13 protein-coding genes are annotated in these 18,035 nt (G+C 49.4%); 2 read left to right on the forward strand and 11 right to left on the reverse strand.

Going from position 1 to position 18,035, the window contains the following annotated elements:
- From DW896_RS08025 to DW896_RS08040, 4 genes are all read right to left on the reverse strand, one after another.
- Window positions 1-304 (reverse strand): transposase (locus DW896_RS08025; protein WP_243634823.1); only part of this gene is annotated, 304 nt, incomplete at its 3' end.
- A gap of 159 nt (window positions 305-463) precedes the next feature.
- Window positions 464-886, reverse strand: coding sequence for a SufE family protein (locus tag DW896_RS08030; RefSeq protein ID WP_034523308.1), 423 nt, complete (start codon window positions 884-886; stop codon window positions 464-466).
- 37 nt (window positions 887-923) lie between these two features.
- Window positions 924-1,937, reverse strand: a complete 1,014-nt coding sequence (locus DW896_RS08035) for a M28 family peptidase (protein WP_005830510.1) — start codon at window positions 1,935-1,937, stop codon at window positions 924-926.
- Window positions 1,934-2,872: an LD-carboxypeptidase gene (locus tag DW896_RS08040; protein WP_005830507.1), complete on the reverse strand. Its 939-nt coding sequence runs from the start codon at window positions 2,870-2,872 to the stop codon at window positions 1,934-1,936. Before DW896_RS08040 ends, DW896_RS08035 begins: the two co-directional genes overlap by 4 nt.
- 257 nt (window positions 2,873-3,129) lie before the next feature.
- Between DW896_RS08040 and DW896_RS08045 the strand changes: the two genes are divergently transcribed.
- Complete coding sequence (locus DW896_RS08045) at window positions 3,130-4,050, forward strand: phosphate acyltransferase (protein ID WP_005834523.1); 921 nt, start codon at window positions 3,130-3,132, stop codon at window positions 4,048-4,050.
- Between the two features lie 44 nt (window positions 4,051-4,094).
- Complete coding sequence (gene buk / locus DW896_RS08050; RefSeq protein WP_005830498.1) at window positions 4,095-5,177, forward strand: butyrate kinase; 1,083 nt, start codon at window positions 4,095-4,097, stop codon at window positions 5,175-5,177.
- A gap of 154 nt (window positions 5,178-5,331) precedes the next feature.
- On the opposite strand, the gene DW896_RS08055 is transcribed toward buk, so the two are convergent.
- The 7 genes from DW896_RS08055 to DW896_RS08085 form a co-directional block, all read right to left on the reverse strand.
- Window positions 5,332-7,260, reverse strand: a complete 1,929-nt coding sequence (locus tag DW896_RS08055; protein WP_008662663.1) for a trehalase family glycosidase — start codon at window positions 7,258-7,260, stop codon at window positions 5,332-5,334.
- Window positions 7,261-7,280: 20 nt separating this feature from the next.
- Window positions 7,281-10,424 (reverse strand): glycoside hydrolase family 2 TIM barrel-domain containing protein, encoded by a 3,144-nt coding sequence (locus DW896_RS08060; protein ID WP_057097765.1) that lies wholly within the window; start codon window positions 10,422-10,424, stop codon window positions 7,281-7,283.
- Window positions 10,425-10,496: 72 nt separating this feature from the next.
- The gene (locus DW896_RS08065; RefSeq protein WP_005830487.1) at window positions 10,497-11,099 is read right to left on the reverse strand and encodes a lysine exporter LysO family protein; all 603 of its coding nucleotides are present in this window, start codon (window positions 11,097-11,099) and stop codon (window positions 10,497-10,499) included.
- The gene (locus DW896_RS08070; RefSeq protein ID WP_057097774.1) at window positions 11,096-11,374 is read right to left on the reverse strand and encodes a LysO family transporter; all 279 of its coding nucleotides are present in this window, start codon (window positions 11,372-11,374) and stop codon (window positions 11,096-11,098) included. Before DW896_RS08070 ends, DW896_RS08065 begins: the two co-directional genes overlap by 4 nt.
- Window positions 11,375-11,504: 130 nt before the next feature.
- Complete coding sequence (locus DW896_RS08075; RefSeq protein WP_057097764.1) at window positions 11,505-13,025, reverse strand: RagB/SusD family nutrient uptake outer membrane protein; 1,521 nt, start codon at window positions 13,023-13,025, stop codon at window positions 11,505-11,507.
- A 23-nt stretch (window positions 13,026-13,048) separates the two neighbouring features.
- Window positions 13,049-16,174 carry a TonB-dependent receptor gene (locus tag DW896_RS08080; RefSeq protein ID WP_098031811.1) on the reverse strand — a complete coding sequence of 1,042 codons (3,126 nt, stop codon included), beginning with the start codon at window positions 16,172-16,174 and terminating at the stop codon, window positions 13,049-13,051.
- Between the two features lie 219 nt (window positions 16,175-16,393).
- The gene (locus DW896_RS08085) at window positions 16,394-18,016 is read right to left on the reverse strand and encodes a tetratricopeptide repeat protein (protein ID WP_119993131.1); all 1,623 of its coding nucleotides are present in this window, start codon (window positions 18,014-18,016) and stop codon (window positions 16,394-16,396) included.
- Window positions 18,017-18,035: the final 19 nt, after the last annotated feature.

The following is an 18,035-nucleotide window of genomic DNA, read 5'->3' on the forward strand; positions in this document are numbered from 1 at the left end:
CTTCTGTTTCCAGCTTGGAGAAAGACAGAGCTTTCTCCAGCTCTTTAATGCGCTTTTTTAATTGGGCATTTTCATCTTTGTAGGCTTCCTTGCTGCGATTGGACATATCTGGTGATTCTTGTTCAGAAGGCAAAGATAGCTCTTCTGCTAAATTTGAATACTTTTTAATCCAACTATTTAGCAAGGCAGGGCAACAAATGCCATGTGCCCGGCAAAAGGCATGCTTACTCATACCTGATTGGTAGTAAGAGTGAAGAAAAAACAGTTTTTCATCTTCACGATAAAGCTTTCGTTTTGAAGTCATAATAGTAACACATTTATTAGTTTGTAAATGTGTCTACCTATATCAGGATAAGACAGTAAAAACCGTTACATTCTGGAGTAACGGCTTTTACATTATAGGGTAAACATCCGGTAAATATAATCTGCTGATTATTAGCTTATATATTGTCGGTCGTAACCTTTAGATGCCTTTCGCTTTGAAGGCCAGCGCATACATTCGCATCTGCTTTACCATAGACAGCAGTCCGTTGCTACGGGTGGGCGACAAGTGTTCCTTCAGTCCTATTTTATCAATGAAATAGAGGTCGGCGTTCAGTATCTCATCCGGTGTGTGCCCGGAGAGTACTTTGATAAGCAGTGAAATGATTCCTTTCACAATCAGTGCGTCGCTTTCGGCCTGGAAAATAATTTTTCCGTCCACTTCGTCTGCCTGCAGCCATACGCGGCTCTGGCAACCTTCAATCAGGTTTTGTTCCGTCTTGTATTTTTCGTCGAGCGGTTCCTGCTCGTTTCCTAAATCAATAAGAAGTTGGTACCGGTCCATCCAATCGTCGAAATCATTGAATTCGGCAATTACTTCATCTTGTACTTCGTTGATACTTATCATGGAATTTACTATTTACGATTTACTATTTGATTGTCTATTTCTCATTGTAGATGACTTCGAGCAAGGTCTGTCCCACTGCGTTGAGAGTGCCCTTGTCGATGATGTCCATGGTGTCGTCTATCGTGTGCCAGAAGTCACCGAAGCCGGTGTCGCAGTTCGGGTCATAGTTGATGATGTCTACGCAGGGAATCTGCCGCAGGTTGTATACATACATATGGTCGTCTGTCACTTCGGTGCCTTTTTCTTTGGGGAAGAAGTTGCCGAAGCCCAGGCGGTGGGCTGTGTTCCATATCTTGTTCACGTACTTACCGGCGGTTCTTTGAGAGAACTGTTCCTTGTAGAAGGTGGCGTTCTTTCCACCCACCATGTCGAGCAGGATGCCGTAGCGGGCATTATAGCCGTCTACATGGGGTACTCGTCCCCAATATTGCGAGCCCAGGCACCAAGTGTCGTTCTTGTATGCACCTTGATAGAAGTAGGGGATGCCATAGTCTTCGGCGTCAAAGAAGATGATGTCGATGCCTATGGCTGGAGCCTGCTGCTGTAGTTGGCGGGCCACTTCGAGCAATACGCCCACACCGCTGGCTCCATCGTTCACACCCAGGATGGGGCTGTGATGCTTCGTCTTGTCGGCATCCTGGTCGGCATAAGGACGGCTGTCCCAATGGGCACAGAGCAGTACACGCCTTTTGCTTTCCGGATTATAGGCGCCGATAACATTGCGCGCTTTCAGGATGGTGTTGTCGTAAGCCACCAGGTCGGCATGCTGGTTGTATACTTTGGCGCCGAATTCTTCCAGCTTCTTGGCAAGGAATTCTCCGCAGGCTTTGTGGGCGGCGGTGTTGGGCACGCGCGGACCAAAATCCGCTTGGGTCTGTATGTATTGATATGCACTGTCTGCACTGAACTGAGGCACTTGGACAGTCGCTTTGGTCGCATCGCCCTCACTGTCATTATCGGCTGCAGACTTGCTGCTGTTGTTGCTGCATGCCACTATCGCTACAATCAGCAACAGCAGCAACGGGATGAATGTATAATTCCGTTTCATTCTCTTTCTGTATTAAAACTTAGTTTCACTTCTTTCTTTCCAACTTTCAGTGTTACCGCAGCGCCGTTTATCAGCGGTACATTCATGCTGACATGTCCGACGGGAAAATCGAAACATATCGGGTAATCGTATTCCTTCACCAAATCGGCCAATGCGCCATATAGGTCTTTTCCCAGGGACTTGTTCTCCTCGTATTCGGTGAATTGTCCGATGATGAGGCCGGAAAGCTTGTCGAGGACACCTCCCAGTTTGAGATTGTACATCATGCGTTCCACCGCATGTGGGCGTTCTCCCACATCTTCGATGAAGAGGATGGTGCCTTCGGCGGGAATATCGTAAGGAGTACCACGCAGCCCGTAGAACACAGACAAATTGCCGCCGCGCAACACGCCTTTTCCCTCTCCCTTATGATTTAGTTTGTGCCCCGGGCAGACATAACTGAATGCTTCGGTTCCTCCCAATGCCTGCCCGAATAGTATATCCTTCAGTGCTTGTGTGCAGAAGTCGTCTTCCGGTTCTACTGTGAGATGGCGCGCCATGGGGGCGTGCAACGACGCGAAGCCATTCTGCTGGAACAGATTATGGAGGGCGGTGATGTCACTGAATCCGATGAGCCATTTGGGATGCTGCCTGAACTTGGTAAAATCCAGTTTGCCTATCAGATGCACGGCTCCGTAACCGCCCCGACTACAGAATATGACTTTGGCTTCTTCATCGTCCATGGCTTCCTGCAGGTCCTCGAGGCGTTGCCGGATATTTCCTGCATACGTTCCGTTGGAACTCCCCGCGTGCTTTGCGAATACGACTTCCAGCCCCCAGGACTTCAAACGTTTGTAGGCGCCTTTCAGGAAAGATTTGTCAATCTTGCTGGAAGGGGAGAGAACAATGACACGGTCACCTTCCTGCAGATACGGAGGGAAAATAAGACTACCCATATATATTATCAATCTATTTTGGGCAAAAGTACACAATTCACCACAGATATCACAGATTAACACGGATTTTTAACAGAAGAGAGGGAGGTTATATATGATATATAATCAACAGAGTAATTCAAATTCTGTTCAAATCCGTGTCAATCTGTGTAATCTGTGGTGAACATATCAAAATGATATTAAACATATAAAATTTCAACGGGGCAAATGCTGTATTTCTCGACATTTTTTTAGATATTTGCTAAAAATCTAACGTTATGGAACCGATACGGAACTTTGCCCAGTTAACAGCCCACCTGAAAACCTTGAATAAGAGGAAACGTATTGCGGTAGTCTGTGCCAATGACCCTAATACAGAATATGCCATATCCCGTGCCTTGGAGGAGGGGATTGCGGAATTTCTGATGATTGGCGATTCTGCCATATTGGAAAAATATCCCACTTTGAAGAAATATCCTCAATATGTCAGTACCTTGCATATAGAAGATTCCGATGAGGCTGCACGTGAGGCGGTGCGTATCGTACGCGAGGGTGGAGCGGACATCCTGATGAAAGGCATCATCAATACCGACAATTTGCTACGTGCCATTCTGGACAAGGAACATGGTTTGTTGCCTAAAGGAAAGATTCTGACCCATCTGGCCGTGATGCAGATACCTACTTACGATAAACTGCTCTTTTTCTCCGATGCTGCGGTCATTCCCCGCCCGACACTGCAACAGCGCATTGAAATGATTTGGTATGCCATCCATACTTGCCGCCATTTCGGGATAGAGCAGCCACGCATCGCGCTGATTCATTGCACGGAGAAGGTTAGCGCCAAATTCCCCCATTCATTGGACTATGTGAATATTGTAGAACTGGCGGAAGCCGGAGAGTTCGGCAATGTCATCATCGACGGCCCGCTGGATGTGAAGACCTCTTGTGAGAAGACGAGCGGTAACATCAAAGGCATTGTATCACCGATTGACGGGGAGGCGGATGTGTTGATATTCCCAAACATCGAATCGGGCAATGCTTTTTATAAGGCTGTATCTCTGTTTTCTCATGCCGATATGGCCGGGTTGCTGCAAGGACCCTCATGTCCGGTGGTATTACCGTCGCGTAGCGATTCCGGTTTGTCCAAATATTACAGCATTGCCATGGCTTGCCTGACCAGCGGGGTGAAAGAACCTTGATTGTAATTAGTAATTTGTAGTTCGTAATTTGTAAATCGTAATCAATGAAAATACTGGCAGTAAATCCCGGTTCCACCTCGACAAAAATTGCTGTCTATGAGGATGAAACTCCCCGTCTGGTACTCAACATCCGGCATTCGGTGGAGGAGCTTTCCCAATTTCCCCGCATCATCGACCAGTTCGAATTCCGCAAGCACTTGGTGCTGGAAGCGCTGGAGGCCAATGACATTCCCTTTAAGTTCGATGCCATCGTCGGCCGTGGGGGATTGTTGAAACCCATTCCTGGCGGTGTGTATGCCGTGAACGATGCCATGTTGGACGATATGCTCCACGCCATGCGTACCCACGCCTGCAACTTAGGTTGTCTGATAGCCCACGAACTTGCCGCCATGCTGCCCGGCTGCCCCTCTTTCATAGCCGATCCCGGCGTGGTGGACGAACTGGACGATGTGGCACGCATCACCGGTTCGCCTCTGATGCCCAGCATCACCATCTGGCACGCCTTGAACCAGCGAGCCATCGCCCGGCGCTATGCTGCCGAGCGTAGTGCCCTGCAGCCCGAAGCTCCCGTGCATTACGAAGACCTCAATCTGATTGTCTGTCACTTGGGTGGAGGCGTTTCCGTAGGAGTCCACCGCCACGGCCGTGCGGTGGACGTGCCCAATGCCCTCGACGGTTTCGGTCCTTTTTCGCCCGAACGTGCAGGTACCCTGCCCGCCGGGCAACTGATAGACCTTTGTCACTCGGGGCGTTACACTACCGAAGAACTGAAGAAACGTATTTCCGGCAAGGCGGGACTTGCCGCCCATTTGGGTACTACCGACATTCCCGCCATAGAGAGGCGCATCGCTGAGGGAGACACCCATGCCGCTTTGGTGCTTGATGCCATGATTTACCGCATTGCCAAGGAGATAGGCGGTGCTGCTGTTGTGCTTTATGGCAAGGTGGACGCCATTCTGCTTACGGGAGGTATGGCACATTCCGAGTACATCACTTCGCGGTTGCAGGAGCGCGTGTCTTTCCTTGCTCCCGTCCACGTCTATCCCGGAGAAGACGAATTGGAAGCATTGGTAATGAATGCGCTGGGAGCTTTGCGTGGAGAGCTTCCGGTGCAGGTTTACCGATAATAATCATATCGCTTTTGTTCTTCATGAAAGTGTCATAACTCACCACAGATTACACAGATTCACACAGATAAATATGTCAGATATCAATAAACTAAAAAAATCTGCGTGAATCTGTGTAATCTGTGGTGAGTTATGACATATATGGAATCCCGGTTTACTTACCGTAATCGTCGTACATCATCAACAGATGTGAGGAGCTCCAGCTGAAATGGGGAGCTTTCAGGCGTTCGCCGGTATGGGTTCCGTAGTTCTCGTGGATGGGAGCACCCTCTTTCAGCCCACTCAGGCGGTCGAAGACTTGCAGCGTATATTCATCTGCCAGCCGGTTGTAGCCGTAGTTGCGCAGTCCGCGGATGGCAAAGTAGGTTTGGTCCAGCCAGATGGGGCCACGCCAGTAGCCGCGCGGATTGTATTTGGGATTGTCGGCGGCAATGGTCGGGAAGGGGATATACGTGGAGAACTTTGCCGTATCTTGAAGCATGGGCAGCATGCTGTCCACTTGCGCTTGTGTGGCAATCCGGGTCCACAACGGAGTGTAGGCTTCGCAGCCCGGCTCTTCGATGAATGAACCGTCCTTCAGGCGGCGATCGCAGAAGAAGTTGATGTTCTTGTCAAAGAAATAGTCGGCTACCTGGCTACTGTAGTCCGGTGCGTCGAAAGGTATCTTCAGCAGGCTGGAGAATTTCTTCAGCAGTTTGCATTCCAGTGCCAGATAAGCGTTCAAGTCCACACTCTCCTGATCCATACTCCAGGCATCCTCGTAGCCTTCGTTTTTCAGCATCACGGCGCCGTCAAAACGGATGGCGTTGTCCATGCCGCTTTCCCAGGCGGCAGCTTCCAGTGTTCCGTCGGTAGCACCGTACTCGCACATGCCATTGCGGTTGTGGTCGCGCTTCTCGTACCACCATCTATAATAGGAGAGCAGTTGCGGATACATCTCGGCAACGAAGGCGGTGTCACCCGTATGGGTAAATATTTCATCGACAGCCCAGCATACCAAGGGAGGCTTGCTGTCACGGGCATTGTTCTCGGAGGGGTCGGTGTAGATACAGTCGATAATCATGCCGTCCGGTTGCTGGTAGTCGAACATGGCTCGGATGTTGTTCTTGGCCAGTTCGGGGTCGAATTTGGCGGTTCCGGCACTGAAGCGCCAGCTATCCCATGCCCAAAAGCCGACGAAATAGCCTACGGCATGGCTCGGGATGATACCTTCGTGAAGCAATCCACCGCGGTGTGTCCGCCAATTGGAGATGAGCGTGGTGACGGCTTTCACGGCGATACGGTCATATTCGGGCTTCATGTCCTTGCGCAGTATCTTGGTGAGGTAACCTTCCCAACGTTCGGCATTGGCTTGCAGGGCGGGGGCGGGATTGTTGAGCAGGCTCGGCAGGTTTTGCAGGTTGGCAGTCATCTCTTTTTCGGAAGTGAAGAAAGAGATGGCTACGTTGACAGGGTAGCGCGGAGAGCGGACGAGGGCTGTATAGTTATTGTCGGTCTTGGCCAGCTCTACATTAGGAGTGAAGGTCACGGTTACGGTTTCGCCACTGGGATGACGGGCGATGACGGAGTTCTGTTCTACGCTGACGGTGATGTCTTTGCCCCATTGGCTACCGGAGAGCAGCAGGTCTTCAGCCGTGTCGGCTTCGATGCGCAGCAAGGCGGTCGAGGCACTTGTGAAGTTGAGCCGTTGCGTGATGCTCCCGTGGGTGGAATGTGCCGACATATAGAGCTCGCCGGGGTAATAGCAAGTGGAATCCGGAACAAAAATCTCTTGTGTATCTTTGGCAAAGCTTACGACGGCGGCTGACTGTGCCATCCACTGGCGGCGGAACATATCGAGGCTGAAGGGGCCGCAGAAGCCGTTGACCCATTGTTGCCGTTCGGGCAGCGTGAAGCCCATCCACGAGCCGGCGTCGGTGAACCAACCATAGCAGCGGTGCAGGGTGTCGGGAGTGTAGGAGATGTCCAGTATGTCGGCGAAGGCATACCGTTTCTCCGTAGTGCTTTTCATGCCGGGGGTGCAGGCTGCGATGCCTGCGGCCAACAATGTGAAGCAGAGTATGCGTATAAATTTGTATTTCATATGAATGAGGTATTTAACGGTTATTTGTGCGCTTGTTCCGCTGCATCATCCTCCGGTGCGAGAGGGGCGAGCGTGAAGCTGTATTTCCATTCGTGCGGAGTGATGGTGTACTCGGGATGAACTTGTGCTCCCCAGGTATTGTCACCGCCTACGCCCATCTGCTTGTGGTCGATGTTGAGCCATATCATATCTTTCTTCTGGATGCTTCCACCGTGGCGGCGCTCCATCTGTGAGGGACGGTATTCAATGTCCTCCATCGGGAAGTTCCAGGCGCTTACGCTCAACGGTTCCTCGCCCACTACCAGCATACCTTCACCGGCAGCATTGCGCAGGGCCACCCAGCGTACGTCACAATGATTGGCCGTCTCTTGGGCACGTACATACGGATGGAATTGTTCCCACACCGTGGCGTTGTAGAGGCCTATCAATGCTCCCGTCTTGCGGTCGGCGTACGTCTCTTGCGGACCACGGCCCAACCAGGTCATCATTTCATATTCGGCAGGGAGTATCATGCGCATGCCCAGACGAGGCATCTCGCTCAATGGCTTCTTGCCGGGGGTGAAGTGCATGGTTACCTGAACCTTGCCGTCGGGAGTGATTGTGTAGAGAGTCTGCAAATCAGCATCTTGTTCTTCCATGCGGTAGGTCGCAGTGACAGTAGCCGTTTGTCCGGCTTCTGCAACTTCGATGTTCTGCAGTTTGGCATCGCGTCCGGCGTTTCTCCAGGTGCCGCAGCGTATCAGGTGCCCATTTGGAATATCATTATCGGTCAACGGGCGCCAGAAGTTGGGTTGCAGCCCTTCCTTAATCAGATTCTTTCCGTTGTAGTTCAGCTCTGTCATTTCACCGTTTCGGGTAGAGAAAGCTACCTGGAAGTTATTGCCTTTCACGGTCAATGCTTCGTTGTTGCGGTTTACGGTCAACGTTCCCTCCACCGGCTGAACGGTTTTGGCTGACGGGACGGAAGGCAGTTCCCATTGTTCGATGGCAACCTCGTGTCCTTTCGGTACTAATGGCGCTTCGTGCTTGGTGAATGCACGAAGTGTGAGGAAATACTCCTTGCCGTCGGCAGGCAGCGCTTTCAGTGGCAATTCTATGTTGGCAGAGTTTTTGGGAGCAATCTTGGGGAAATCCATCTCACCGTTCTGAACGGTCTTGCCGTCGCATTCCACTGCCCAGCGGAGGGTATATCCTTCCAATCCGATGAAATCGTGCCAGTTGGTGACCTTTATCTTGTTCGGGGTGAAGGCAAGCGGTTCGAAGTGGATGTATTGCAATACCTTCTTCACTTCGTAGATGTGCGGGTGCGGGGTGCGGTCGGCAGCAACCAGGCCGTTGGCACAGAAGTTGGAGTCGTTGACGACACCTACAAATCCCATGTCGCCGCCAAAAGCCCAGATGTCGCGCTGGTTCTCGTCCTTGATGGCAAACGTCTGGTCCACCCAGTCCCAAATGAAACCGCCTTGCAGCTGGTCGTACTTGTAAATCAAGTCCCAGTAGTCCTGGAAGTTACCTACACTGTTACCCATGGCATGGGCATATTCGCAGAGAATCATGGGGCGGGCATCACGCTGGTTCACGTGTTGGCGCAACCTCCAGATGCGTGCGTACATGGGGCAATAGATGTCGCTCTTGGAGTTGTAGCCACCCCCTTCATATTGTACGGGACGGGTGGGGTCTATCTTCTTGGTATAGTCATACAGAGTTTCGAAGTGCTTGCCGTAGCCCGACTCGTTGCCCATGGACCAAGTCACGATGGCAGAGTAGTTGCGGTCGCGTGCAATCATACGGCTCATCCGCTGCATGAAAGGCACCTCCCAGTCGGGATAGTTGGCAAGGGTCTCATCCTTGTGGAACATCATGCCATGGCTCTCGATGTTGGCTTCGTCTACCATATAAAGTCCGAATTCTGTGCAAAGCTCGTACCACGCATAGTTGTTCGGGTAGTGGCAGTTGCGTACACCGTTCAGGTTGAACTGCTTCATCAGCTGGATGTCGTGTATCATGGACCCCACGGTGATGGTACGTCCCTTGTGCGGGTCGTGCTCGTGACGGTTCACCCCCTTGAAGAGGACGGCCTGGCCGTTAATCATCTGCATGCCGTTCATCATTTCCACGGTACGGAAGCCAAAAAGGTGCGTAAAGGATTCCTGCGGTTTCCCTTGTGCATCAAAGGTGCTGACTACCAGCGTGTAGGTGTTCGGTGTTTCGGCATTCCAGGCTCGTGCATTCGTGAACACTTGCTGCTGGGTAAACAAAGTGTCTGTGGCAGAGGTTATGGACTTTTTCCGGTCATAGATAACCTTGTCCCTGTCCATTACCTTCACTTCCACCGTTTCTCCGGCTTTAGGCTGATGGAGGAATACATCCAGCTTTAGTTCGCCATCCTTGTAGTTGTTTATCAGTTCCGCTGTCATCCGGAAGTCCTTGACGCGGCTCTGGGGGCGGGCGTAGAGATAAACACTCCGTTCGATGCCGCTGTATTTCCAGTAGTCCTGGCCTTCCAGGTAGGAACCGTCGCTATAACGGAATACTTTTACAGCTAGTCTGTTGTTGCCCTTCTTCAGCAGCTTGGTGATGTTGAAGTGCGACGGCAGGCGGCTGTCCTCAGCATAACCCGCCAATTCGCCGTTTACCCATACATAGTAGGCAGACTCCACTCCTTCGAAATCGAGGAAAACGTCCATGCCTTCCCAACCTGCCGGGACGGTGAATTCGCGGATATAAGCGCCTACGGGGTTGTAGTCGGCAGGCACGTAGGGCGGATTGGGTGGGAACGGATAACGGGTATCTGTATAGATGGGCGCATCGAACCCTTGCAGCTCCCAGCTTCCAGGAACTTCTATTTTGCTCCACTTGCGGGTACTGAATCCGGGCTTGTGGAAGTCTTTGGGGCAGAGGTCATTGTTCTTTGAGAAAAGGAATTTCCAGGTGCCGTCCAGCGTGATGCGGCGTTCTGTTGCAGGATTTACGTCGAACCGTACGTCGGCAGGCAAGGCACGTTGTTTCAGTGCGTTGGCTTCATTCGTGAATGGAGTGAAGTGGGCGTGCATCGGCTCTCTGTTCATTTCGTTGACTTGCGGGTTCTGCCACGGCTCGTTGTCGGCCAGGGCATCGGTGCAAAGCAGCGAAGAAAGGAGAAAGGTATAAAGTTTGGTTTTCATTATTAATAGGATTTAGTGATATAAAAATGGCTCTTGTCAGAGACCGGTGTCTGTCAAAAGAGGGTAAAAGCCCTATATCGAGCAGAACAATGTCACCAGGAACGGAACGCTGAAATCGACCACAAACCCGTGGAAGATGGAAACCACTACAAACTGCTGTCCGGCTGTCCGTGTGATGATGGGTAGTGTGGTGTCCATCGTCGTGGCTCCTCCGGCAGAGATGGGGGCAAGGTTTCCGAACCATCGTACCAGCAACGGGGCGGCTAGCAGTGTCAGAATCTCCCGGCTGATATTGGCAAGCAGGGCGATGGTGCCCAGCTCGGCTCCCTTGTATTCGGTAATGAAGATGCTGGAGAGCGAGTAATAGCCGAATCCCGAGCCTACGGCCAGACAGTCCGTTATAGAACGGTGTGTCAGAATCAGACTGACGGCTGCCGAACCAGCCAGTGTTCCCAGTATCGTCATGATGGGCAGGAATACCAGTCGCGGATTGAGTGAACGGAAGTTCTTCAGGGTCTGCGGGTCGTTGCCTACGCTCAACCCTACACTGAACATCAGCGCGCAAAGCGCGTAGTAGCTGATATTGGTTTCTGCAATATCAAAAGGCAGCAGATGGCACACACCACAAATCGTACCCAATACAAAAAAGCCCACAATGATAAGACTTCCTTTCATGCCCTGCCTCCTTTCCTTTTATACAAGGCTCTCCAGAGTGCCCAAGCAGCGATAACACTTCCCAAGGTCCCTCCCAGGGTGAGTATCACAGCTTCAAGACCTATGGTATGGAGCCCCTTGATGATTTGCTCGTTGCTTCCGACCTCGATGCCGAGGATAAACAGCAGCAGCCAGATGAGCAGGGTGATGATTTGGTGGATTTTCTTTAAGTCCCGTTTCCGTAAGAGATAGCCCAACAGCATTCCCGTGAGCATTAGTCCGATGATTGTAAACATATCTATGTCGTTTTTTAGTGGCAAAGATAGTATGGTCTATTTTTGCAGGTGCAAAGATAAAGCTTTCAAAGTAAACGAGGCGGCATTGCCGGGGCGAATGCCGCCTCGATATACTATTTGGAGAAAAGGATTATTCGTTTATTTCATTGTTGGTCTGAATCTCCATCAGAGGAATGGGCAGGAAGGAGTGGGTAGATGCACTGAATCCGGTTCTGCCGTCAGCCTTCATGGCTTCGTCCAGTTTGCCCCAACGACGGAGGTCGTAGAAGCGTGAGTTTTCCAGTGTGAATTCCACCAGACGTTCATGCTCAATTTGCGCTTTAACAGCAGCTTGGTCACTTCCGGTCATGGCAGGCAGCTTGCCGTGCACGCTACGTACTTCGTTAATCAATGGAATGGCTTTTTCTGGATGACCTTGTTCATTGTAGACTTCAGCCTTCATCAGCAATACATTGGCATAACGCATCAGTGGCATGTTGGTACCTACGTAGTTTTGTGCGTAGTCGCTCCAAGTTGAAGGCATGTATTTACGGTAATTATATCGGGTGGCGGAATTCTCATCATAGATGTCATCGTAATTGTACCCCAGGATGTGCCCGCCTTCGTAGTAATACGGATCATCAAACATCATGGAACCATAGGCACGGGCATCGTACATGTTACCTTCGGCAATGCGTCCTTCTTTCAGAAATTCGTTGTACATCATGTCGCTGACACGGATTTCGTCCCAACCGGACATGCTGCCCGGAGCCACCCAGAAGTGGAGTACGTGCTTGTGGAAAGTACCGTCGGCCGTACTGTTGGTAAACTGAAGTTCCAGAATGGACTCTTTGCAATTTTTGTTGGTTCCGTCGAACATGCTTCCGTAGTCGGACTCCAGTTCGTAGCCGGTCACTTTGTTGAAAGCGGCTTCTGCCAGCCCCAGGTATTCGGCCTTTTTGTCACTTTCTTCATAAGCACGGGTCAAGTAAGCCCATCCCAGGTAAGAGTAGGCTGCTCCTTTGGTTACACGTCCCGCTTCGGAAGAAGGGCGGTCTTGTGGCAGCATGCTGCCTGCTTTGTCCAGTTCAGTACAGATAAAGTCCCATGCTTCCGTTCTGGTAGACAATGCTTTGTGAGTCTGGGATTCTCCGGTCAGATATTCATTGCGGATAATGATTTTCTCCCAGCTCATAATCAGTTTGAAATGATAGTAGGCACGCAGGAACAGAGCTTCGCCCGTAAGATGGTTCTCGTCATCGGCACTCATCTTCTCACCGCTGGTCTGTACTTTGTCAATACCGTATAATACGTTGTTGGCGTAGTTGATGCCATTGTAATTGTTCATCCAGTATTCTTTGATGCTGGAGTTCTCATTGTTGTAGGTGAATCCGTACAATGCAGCCCATTCCGGATAGTTGTTGACGTCCTGGCCTTTTACCATCTCATCGCTACGGAAGGTTTCCACAACAAACTTGACTTCTGCAACCGTGTAAGAGCCGGTGCGGTTATCCAGCTGGCCATATACCGCTGATAGACCTGCCTCTACATCGGCTTTATCTCTCCAGTATTTGTCTGTAGAAAAGTCGGGAGACTCTGTCGTCAGGAAATCATCGCATCCTGCCAGTAAGGCGGCGCATAAGAAAGAGGCTATATATATAATTTTTTTCATTGTCTTCTTGTTTTTAATGGTGATTAGAATGTAACTTGCAGACCTACTACAAATGAGCGGGTGAACGGGTATACAAAGGAGTCTACACCGGTGTCCAGAATGCTTGAAGAGAATTCAGGGTCGATACCGGAATATTTAGTGATGGTAAAGAGATTCTCTCCACTGACATAGAGGCGGCATTTTTCAAGATACATTTTCTTAGCTAAAGCTCTGGACAAGCTGTATCCTAACTGCAACTGGCGAAGGCGGACGAAGTTACCGTTTTCGAGGAAGCGATCGGATTCACGGGTATTTTCATTCGGGTCACCCAGTACAGCTCTTGGCATACTTGTTCCTGCGTTTTGCGGTGTCCATGCATTCATGGTGCTTGTGAAGTAGTTTCTACCGGCGTCCATTCCTTCATAATACAGACGGTTTACGTTGTAGAGTTTGTGCCCCCATGCACTGCCAAACTGGAAGGAAAGGTCAAAGTTCTTATAGGAACCGCTGAATGACAAGTTGGCTTCCACCTTGGGAATACCGGAACCGGAATATACCTTGTCGCCGGAGTCGATGCTTCCATTGCCGTCTACATCCTTGAAGCGGATATCACCGGCTTTGGCACTCGGCTGGAGACGTTCGCCTGCACTGTTTACGTAAGCAGCAGCTTCTGCATCAGTCTGGAATATGCCGTCAGTCTGATACAGCCAGAAGCTGGCTACCGGATAACCTTTCAGTGTTTGGGTTACGAAGTGGCCGTCACCCTTCCAGGCAGAACCATAAAGTACCTGGTTCGGGTCTGCCTTCAACATTTCGTTGTGGATGGTAGAAAGGTTGAAACCGATATTATAGTCGAAACCGTTGATGTTGTCTCCATAGTTCAATTCAAGCTCGAAACCTTTGTTTACCATCTTTCCTACGTTGACAGTAGGATTGTAGATACCTGCAGAAGGCGGCATGACTTTTTCAATCAGTAAGTCTTCCGTTGTGTTGTAATAGTAGTTAAGGCTACCGCTCAACTTATTGTTGAAAAGACCGAAGTCGAAACCGATGTTTTTGGTATCGGTAGTTTCCCAACGCAAATCGTCGTTTACCAGATAGAGGTTGGACATGCCGGCCCAAGGATTACCACCTTGTATGTAGCTCATCCATTGGGTGTTGCTGTTACTCATTGTTGGCGCATAATAGTAGCCCAGTGCACTCTCGCTACCCAGGCGTCCCCAGCTGGCGCGGAACTTCAAGTTGCTGATAGGGGTGTTTTTGGGGAAGAAATCTTCCTCGCTGATTCTCCATCCCACTGCTACGGAAGGGAAGGTACCCCAACGGTTGTTTTTACCGAACTTGGAAGAGCCGTCGGAACGTACAGTCACTTGCAGCAAGTAACGGCTGGCGTATGAATAGTTGAAGCGTCCGAAGAAAGAAGCGCGGTTGTAATCGTAGAAAGTACCTGTGCCGGCAAATGTACCGCCGATACCTGCATCGATTGTGGGAGATGTCGGGTCGAAGAATCCGCCGGGAACCTCGCTGGAACTCAGACTGCCGCCTACTACATCATATTCGGTTTTCTTGCCTTCCACGCTGACAGAACTTTTATCCTGATGGGCGGAAATGATGGAGTTACCTACCATGGCAGTAACGGAGTGCTTGCCGAAGTCTTTCATGAAGGTCAATACATTCTCGAATGTTTGCTTACGATAGTATGAGTTGTACTCGTAGTTATAAGGATAGAGGCTCGGCTCTTGTGCATTGGCTTCGTATTTGGCACGATGATAACGGTCGTTGTAGTAGTAACCGTCGTACGTATAGCTTGTTTTGAATGTAAGCCACGGGGCGAGCTTCATGGTCAGACCGATATTGCCGGTAATGTCGTAGCCCGTATATTTTCTGTCTTTGTAATGGTCGTCTGCCATGACATTACGGTTGGTTGGGAATTCCATCTTGGTACCGTCTACCGACATGTCGGTCAGACCGTATCCGTATGTCTGGTTTTCGTCGTAAACGGGCACCAGTGGCGAAATGGAGTACATTTCTTTCAAGGAATACTGGGGCTGTTTGCTTTGTGTGACCTTGAAGTTCAAGCTCGCATCGAAATCAAAGATATATTTGTGCGCATTCAGTTTCAGGCGGGCATTATCCTGGATGTAAGAGTTACCCTTAAAGATACCCTTCTCGTCGGCATGCCCATAAGAAAGTGAATATTTGGCAACTTCAGAACCTCCGATGAGGTTTACATAATAGTTCTGTGCGATACCGGTACGGAGCATTTCATCCTGCCAGTTTGTATCGGCACCGGTAGGGTTCTGTCCATTCTTGTACGTAAGATAAGCGGGCTTGTTTGTTCCTGCATTCTCGTACATCATGTTGTGCACTTTCAAGTAGCCGTCTGCATTGAGCATGTCGAACTTCTTGGCTACCGAGTTGACCGTCATATACGTATTAAAGGAAACTTTCAGCTCTCCTTCCTTTCCGTTCTTGGTAGAAACGATGACTACACCATTGGCGGCCACAGAACCGTAAATGGCAGCGGCGGCACCATCTTTCAGGATTTCCATGGATTCGATATCCTGCGGATTGATGGTGTTGATGTCACCAGGATACCCGTCGATGATGTAAAGCGGCTCATTGTCACCCATAGTCTTGATACCACGGATTTTTACAGAAATGCTTGCACCTGCATTACCTCCCGATTTCAAAACGCTTACACCGGCAATTTTACCTTGCAGTGCTTCGGTTGCGCTGGTAGTGGCACGCTTCATCAAATCTTCCGCTTTCACCGAAGAAATGGCACCGGTCATATCACTCTTCTTCATCGTACCGTAACCTACGACTACGACTTCATCCAGCATTTCAGAATCATCTTTCAATGCTATTTTGATGTTCTTCTGCCCGTTGAGGGGAATTTCCTGGGTTACATAACCCACATAAGAGATTACCATAGTTGCTTTGGGAGAGACTGTCAACGTAAAGTTGCCGTCAACGTCGGTGATGCAACCATTACTGGTTCCTTTTTCCAGGACACTGGCACCGATAAGAGATTCTCCTTTGGTATCGGTTACGGTACCGGTTAGCTGGATGGTTTGCGCTAATGCACTTAGCGGCGCTAGACATACAAAGAGTAAGGCAAGTAGTAATACTCTTTGCATTGAGAAATACTGTTTAATTTTACCCATGTGTGATAAAGTTTTTTAAGGTTAATACTTTGTTTTTCACAAGGGCAAAGGAAGCGATATAATTAAAAGGTTGGCTATGACCTTTATCTATAAAATATCTACAAAGGGGGTTGAAAGTACTGTTATTTAATCTACAATCCGATTGCTAAATCGTTGAATAATAGTATTATATTCTAATATGATCTATCTACAAGAGAGCTTTTCTCTTTGGCTTCGTTTTTAGAAACTCTGAAGGTATTCAACCAAGTCTTCTTCTGTGGATAAGTTCAAAGATTTGCGTAAACGATACCGGTTCATATTGATTGTTTTGGGAATGGTACCGGTTATCATGGAGATTTCTTTGGTTGACAGATTGACGCGTAATAGAGTTGCTAGGTATTTTTCACCTTGCGTCAGATTAGGATGCTTTAGTGCGAGCCGGTCCAGGAATTCCTTGTTCTTTTCTTCTATATTCAGCAATAAGCTACTGTTTGTCTTATCTCCGCTTTGATATTGGCTGATGAAGGCATTCACTTTCTTCAGGTGGGGAATGAGTGTTTGGTTATCCATTTTATAACCCTCTTTAATCATTCCACGTATCTTGTCGAGTAGCTCATTGCGGCTTCTTAGGAACACGGCAAAGCTGGTAACCTCCTGGCGGCTGTCATCCAAAGCACTCTGCACGTTTTTCAGTTCCATTTCTTGCTGTTGTAGTTTCAGTTCGGATACTTCGCGTTCGGAGAGTTCCAGCTGATAGCGGGTTTCAATCAGTTGCAGGTCTTTTCTACGTTTATACCATTTATATAAGAAGATACTGACAGCCAAACCGAGAATAAGTATGCTGCCCAAGAGCCATAGATTGCGTTTCAGCAGTTCTATTTCATAGATTTGTTCCTGCATTTCAGTGGCATGCTTCTGGTCTTGATATCTTTTATAGGAGATTTCCTGCTCAATGTTACGCAGCTTGTTACTGCTTTGTAGCTCTTTGCTCAGGTGCTGCATTTTCTCCAGGTATTTATAGGCTTGGGCATAGTCACCTATAGCTGCATATACCATGGACGAATATTCGTAATTGTCGCAAATCAGTTCGCGGGCTCCGATGTTGTGGGCATACTCGTAGGCTTTATGCAAGGCTTCCAAGGCTTTGGAGTATTGCTTGTCATAGTAATACTGTTTCCCCATGTTGTTATAGTTTTCGCCAAGAGACCATTGGGCGTCCAGATTCTTGTTGATGGTGATGGCTTCCTGGATGAAAGAAAGTTTCTCTTCCGTATTTCCCCGGTACAGACAGAGGTTGTTCAGGTTGGTTGCAATCTCTTTCAGGTTTCGTTGGGCACGGTTGATGGCCAGCGCACGCTGGAAGAAACGCTCGGCAACGGTAAATTCACTCATGAAGTGGTGCATTACTCCACGTTCGTTATAGCATCCGGCCACAGAGGTGGAATCGCCGATGGATTTGAAGATGGAGGTTGCTTTGTCGTTCAGTTCAATGGCTTTGTTGTAATCGCCTAGTTTGCTGTATACACGCCCCATCAAGGAGCAGAGTTGTGCCATTTGTTTTTTGTTGGTGGGATGGATATATTTTTGGGTGTCATAAAGATTCTTGATACTTAGGTCGAAGTTCCCCAACAATTGTTCGGCTTGACAGTAGAGAATCATAGCTTGTGCGCGGACCTCACTGGGCTCATCTTCGGGAAACAAGGCAGAAGCCTGAGCTGCATAGTAGGAAGCTTGTTTGGGGTTGTTGTACAGGTATTTCTGTGCTTGGTCAATCAATTTCTGTGCTTGCTGCATGTCTTGAGCTTGCAGTGGGGCAGCTGCTGACAGAAGACATACGAGTAGTAGACATAGGTTTTTCTTCATGGCATCGTCTTGTTTCTGC

Source organism: Bacteroides sp. AM41-16 (assembly GCF_003603495.1).
Taxonomy (GTDB): domain Bacteria; phylum Bacteroidota; class Bacteroidia; order Bacteroidales; family Bacteroidaceae; genus Bacteroides; species Bacteroides uniformis.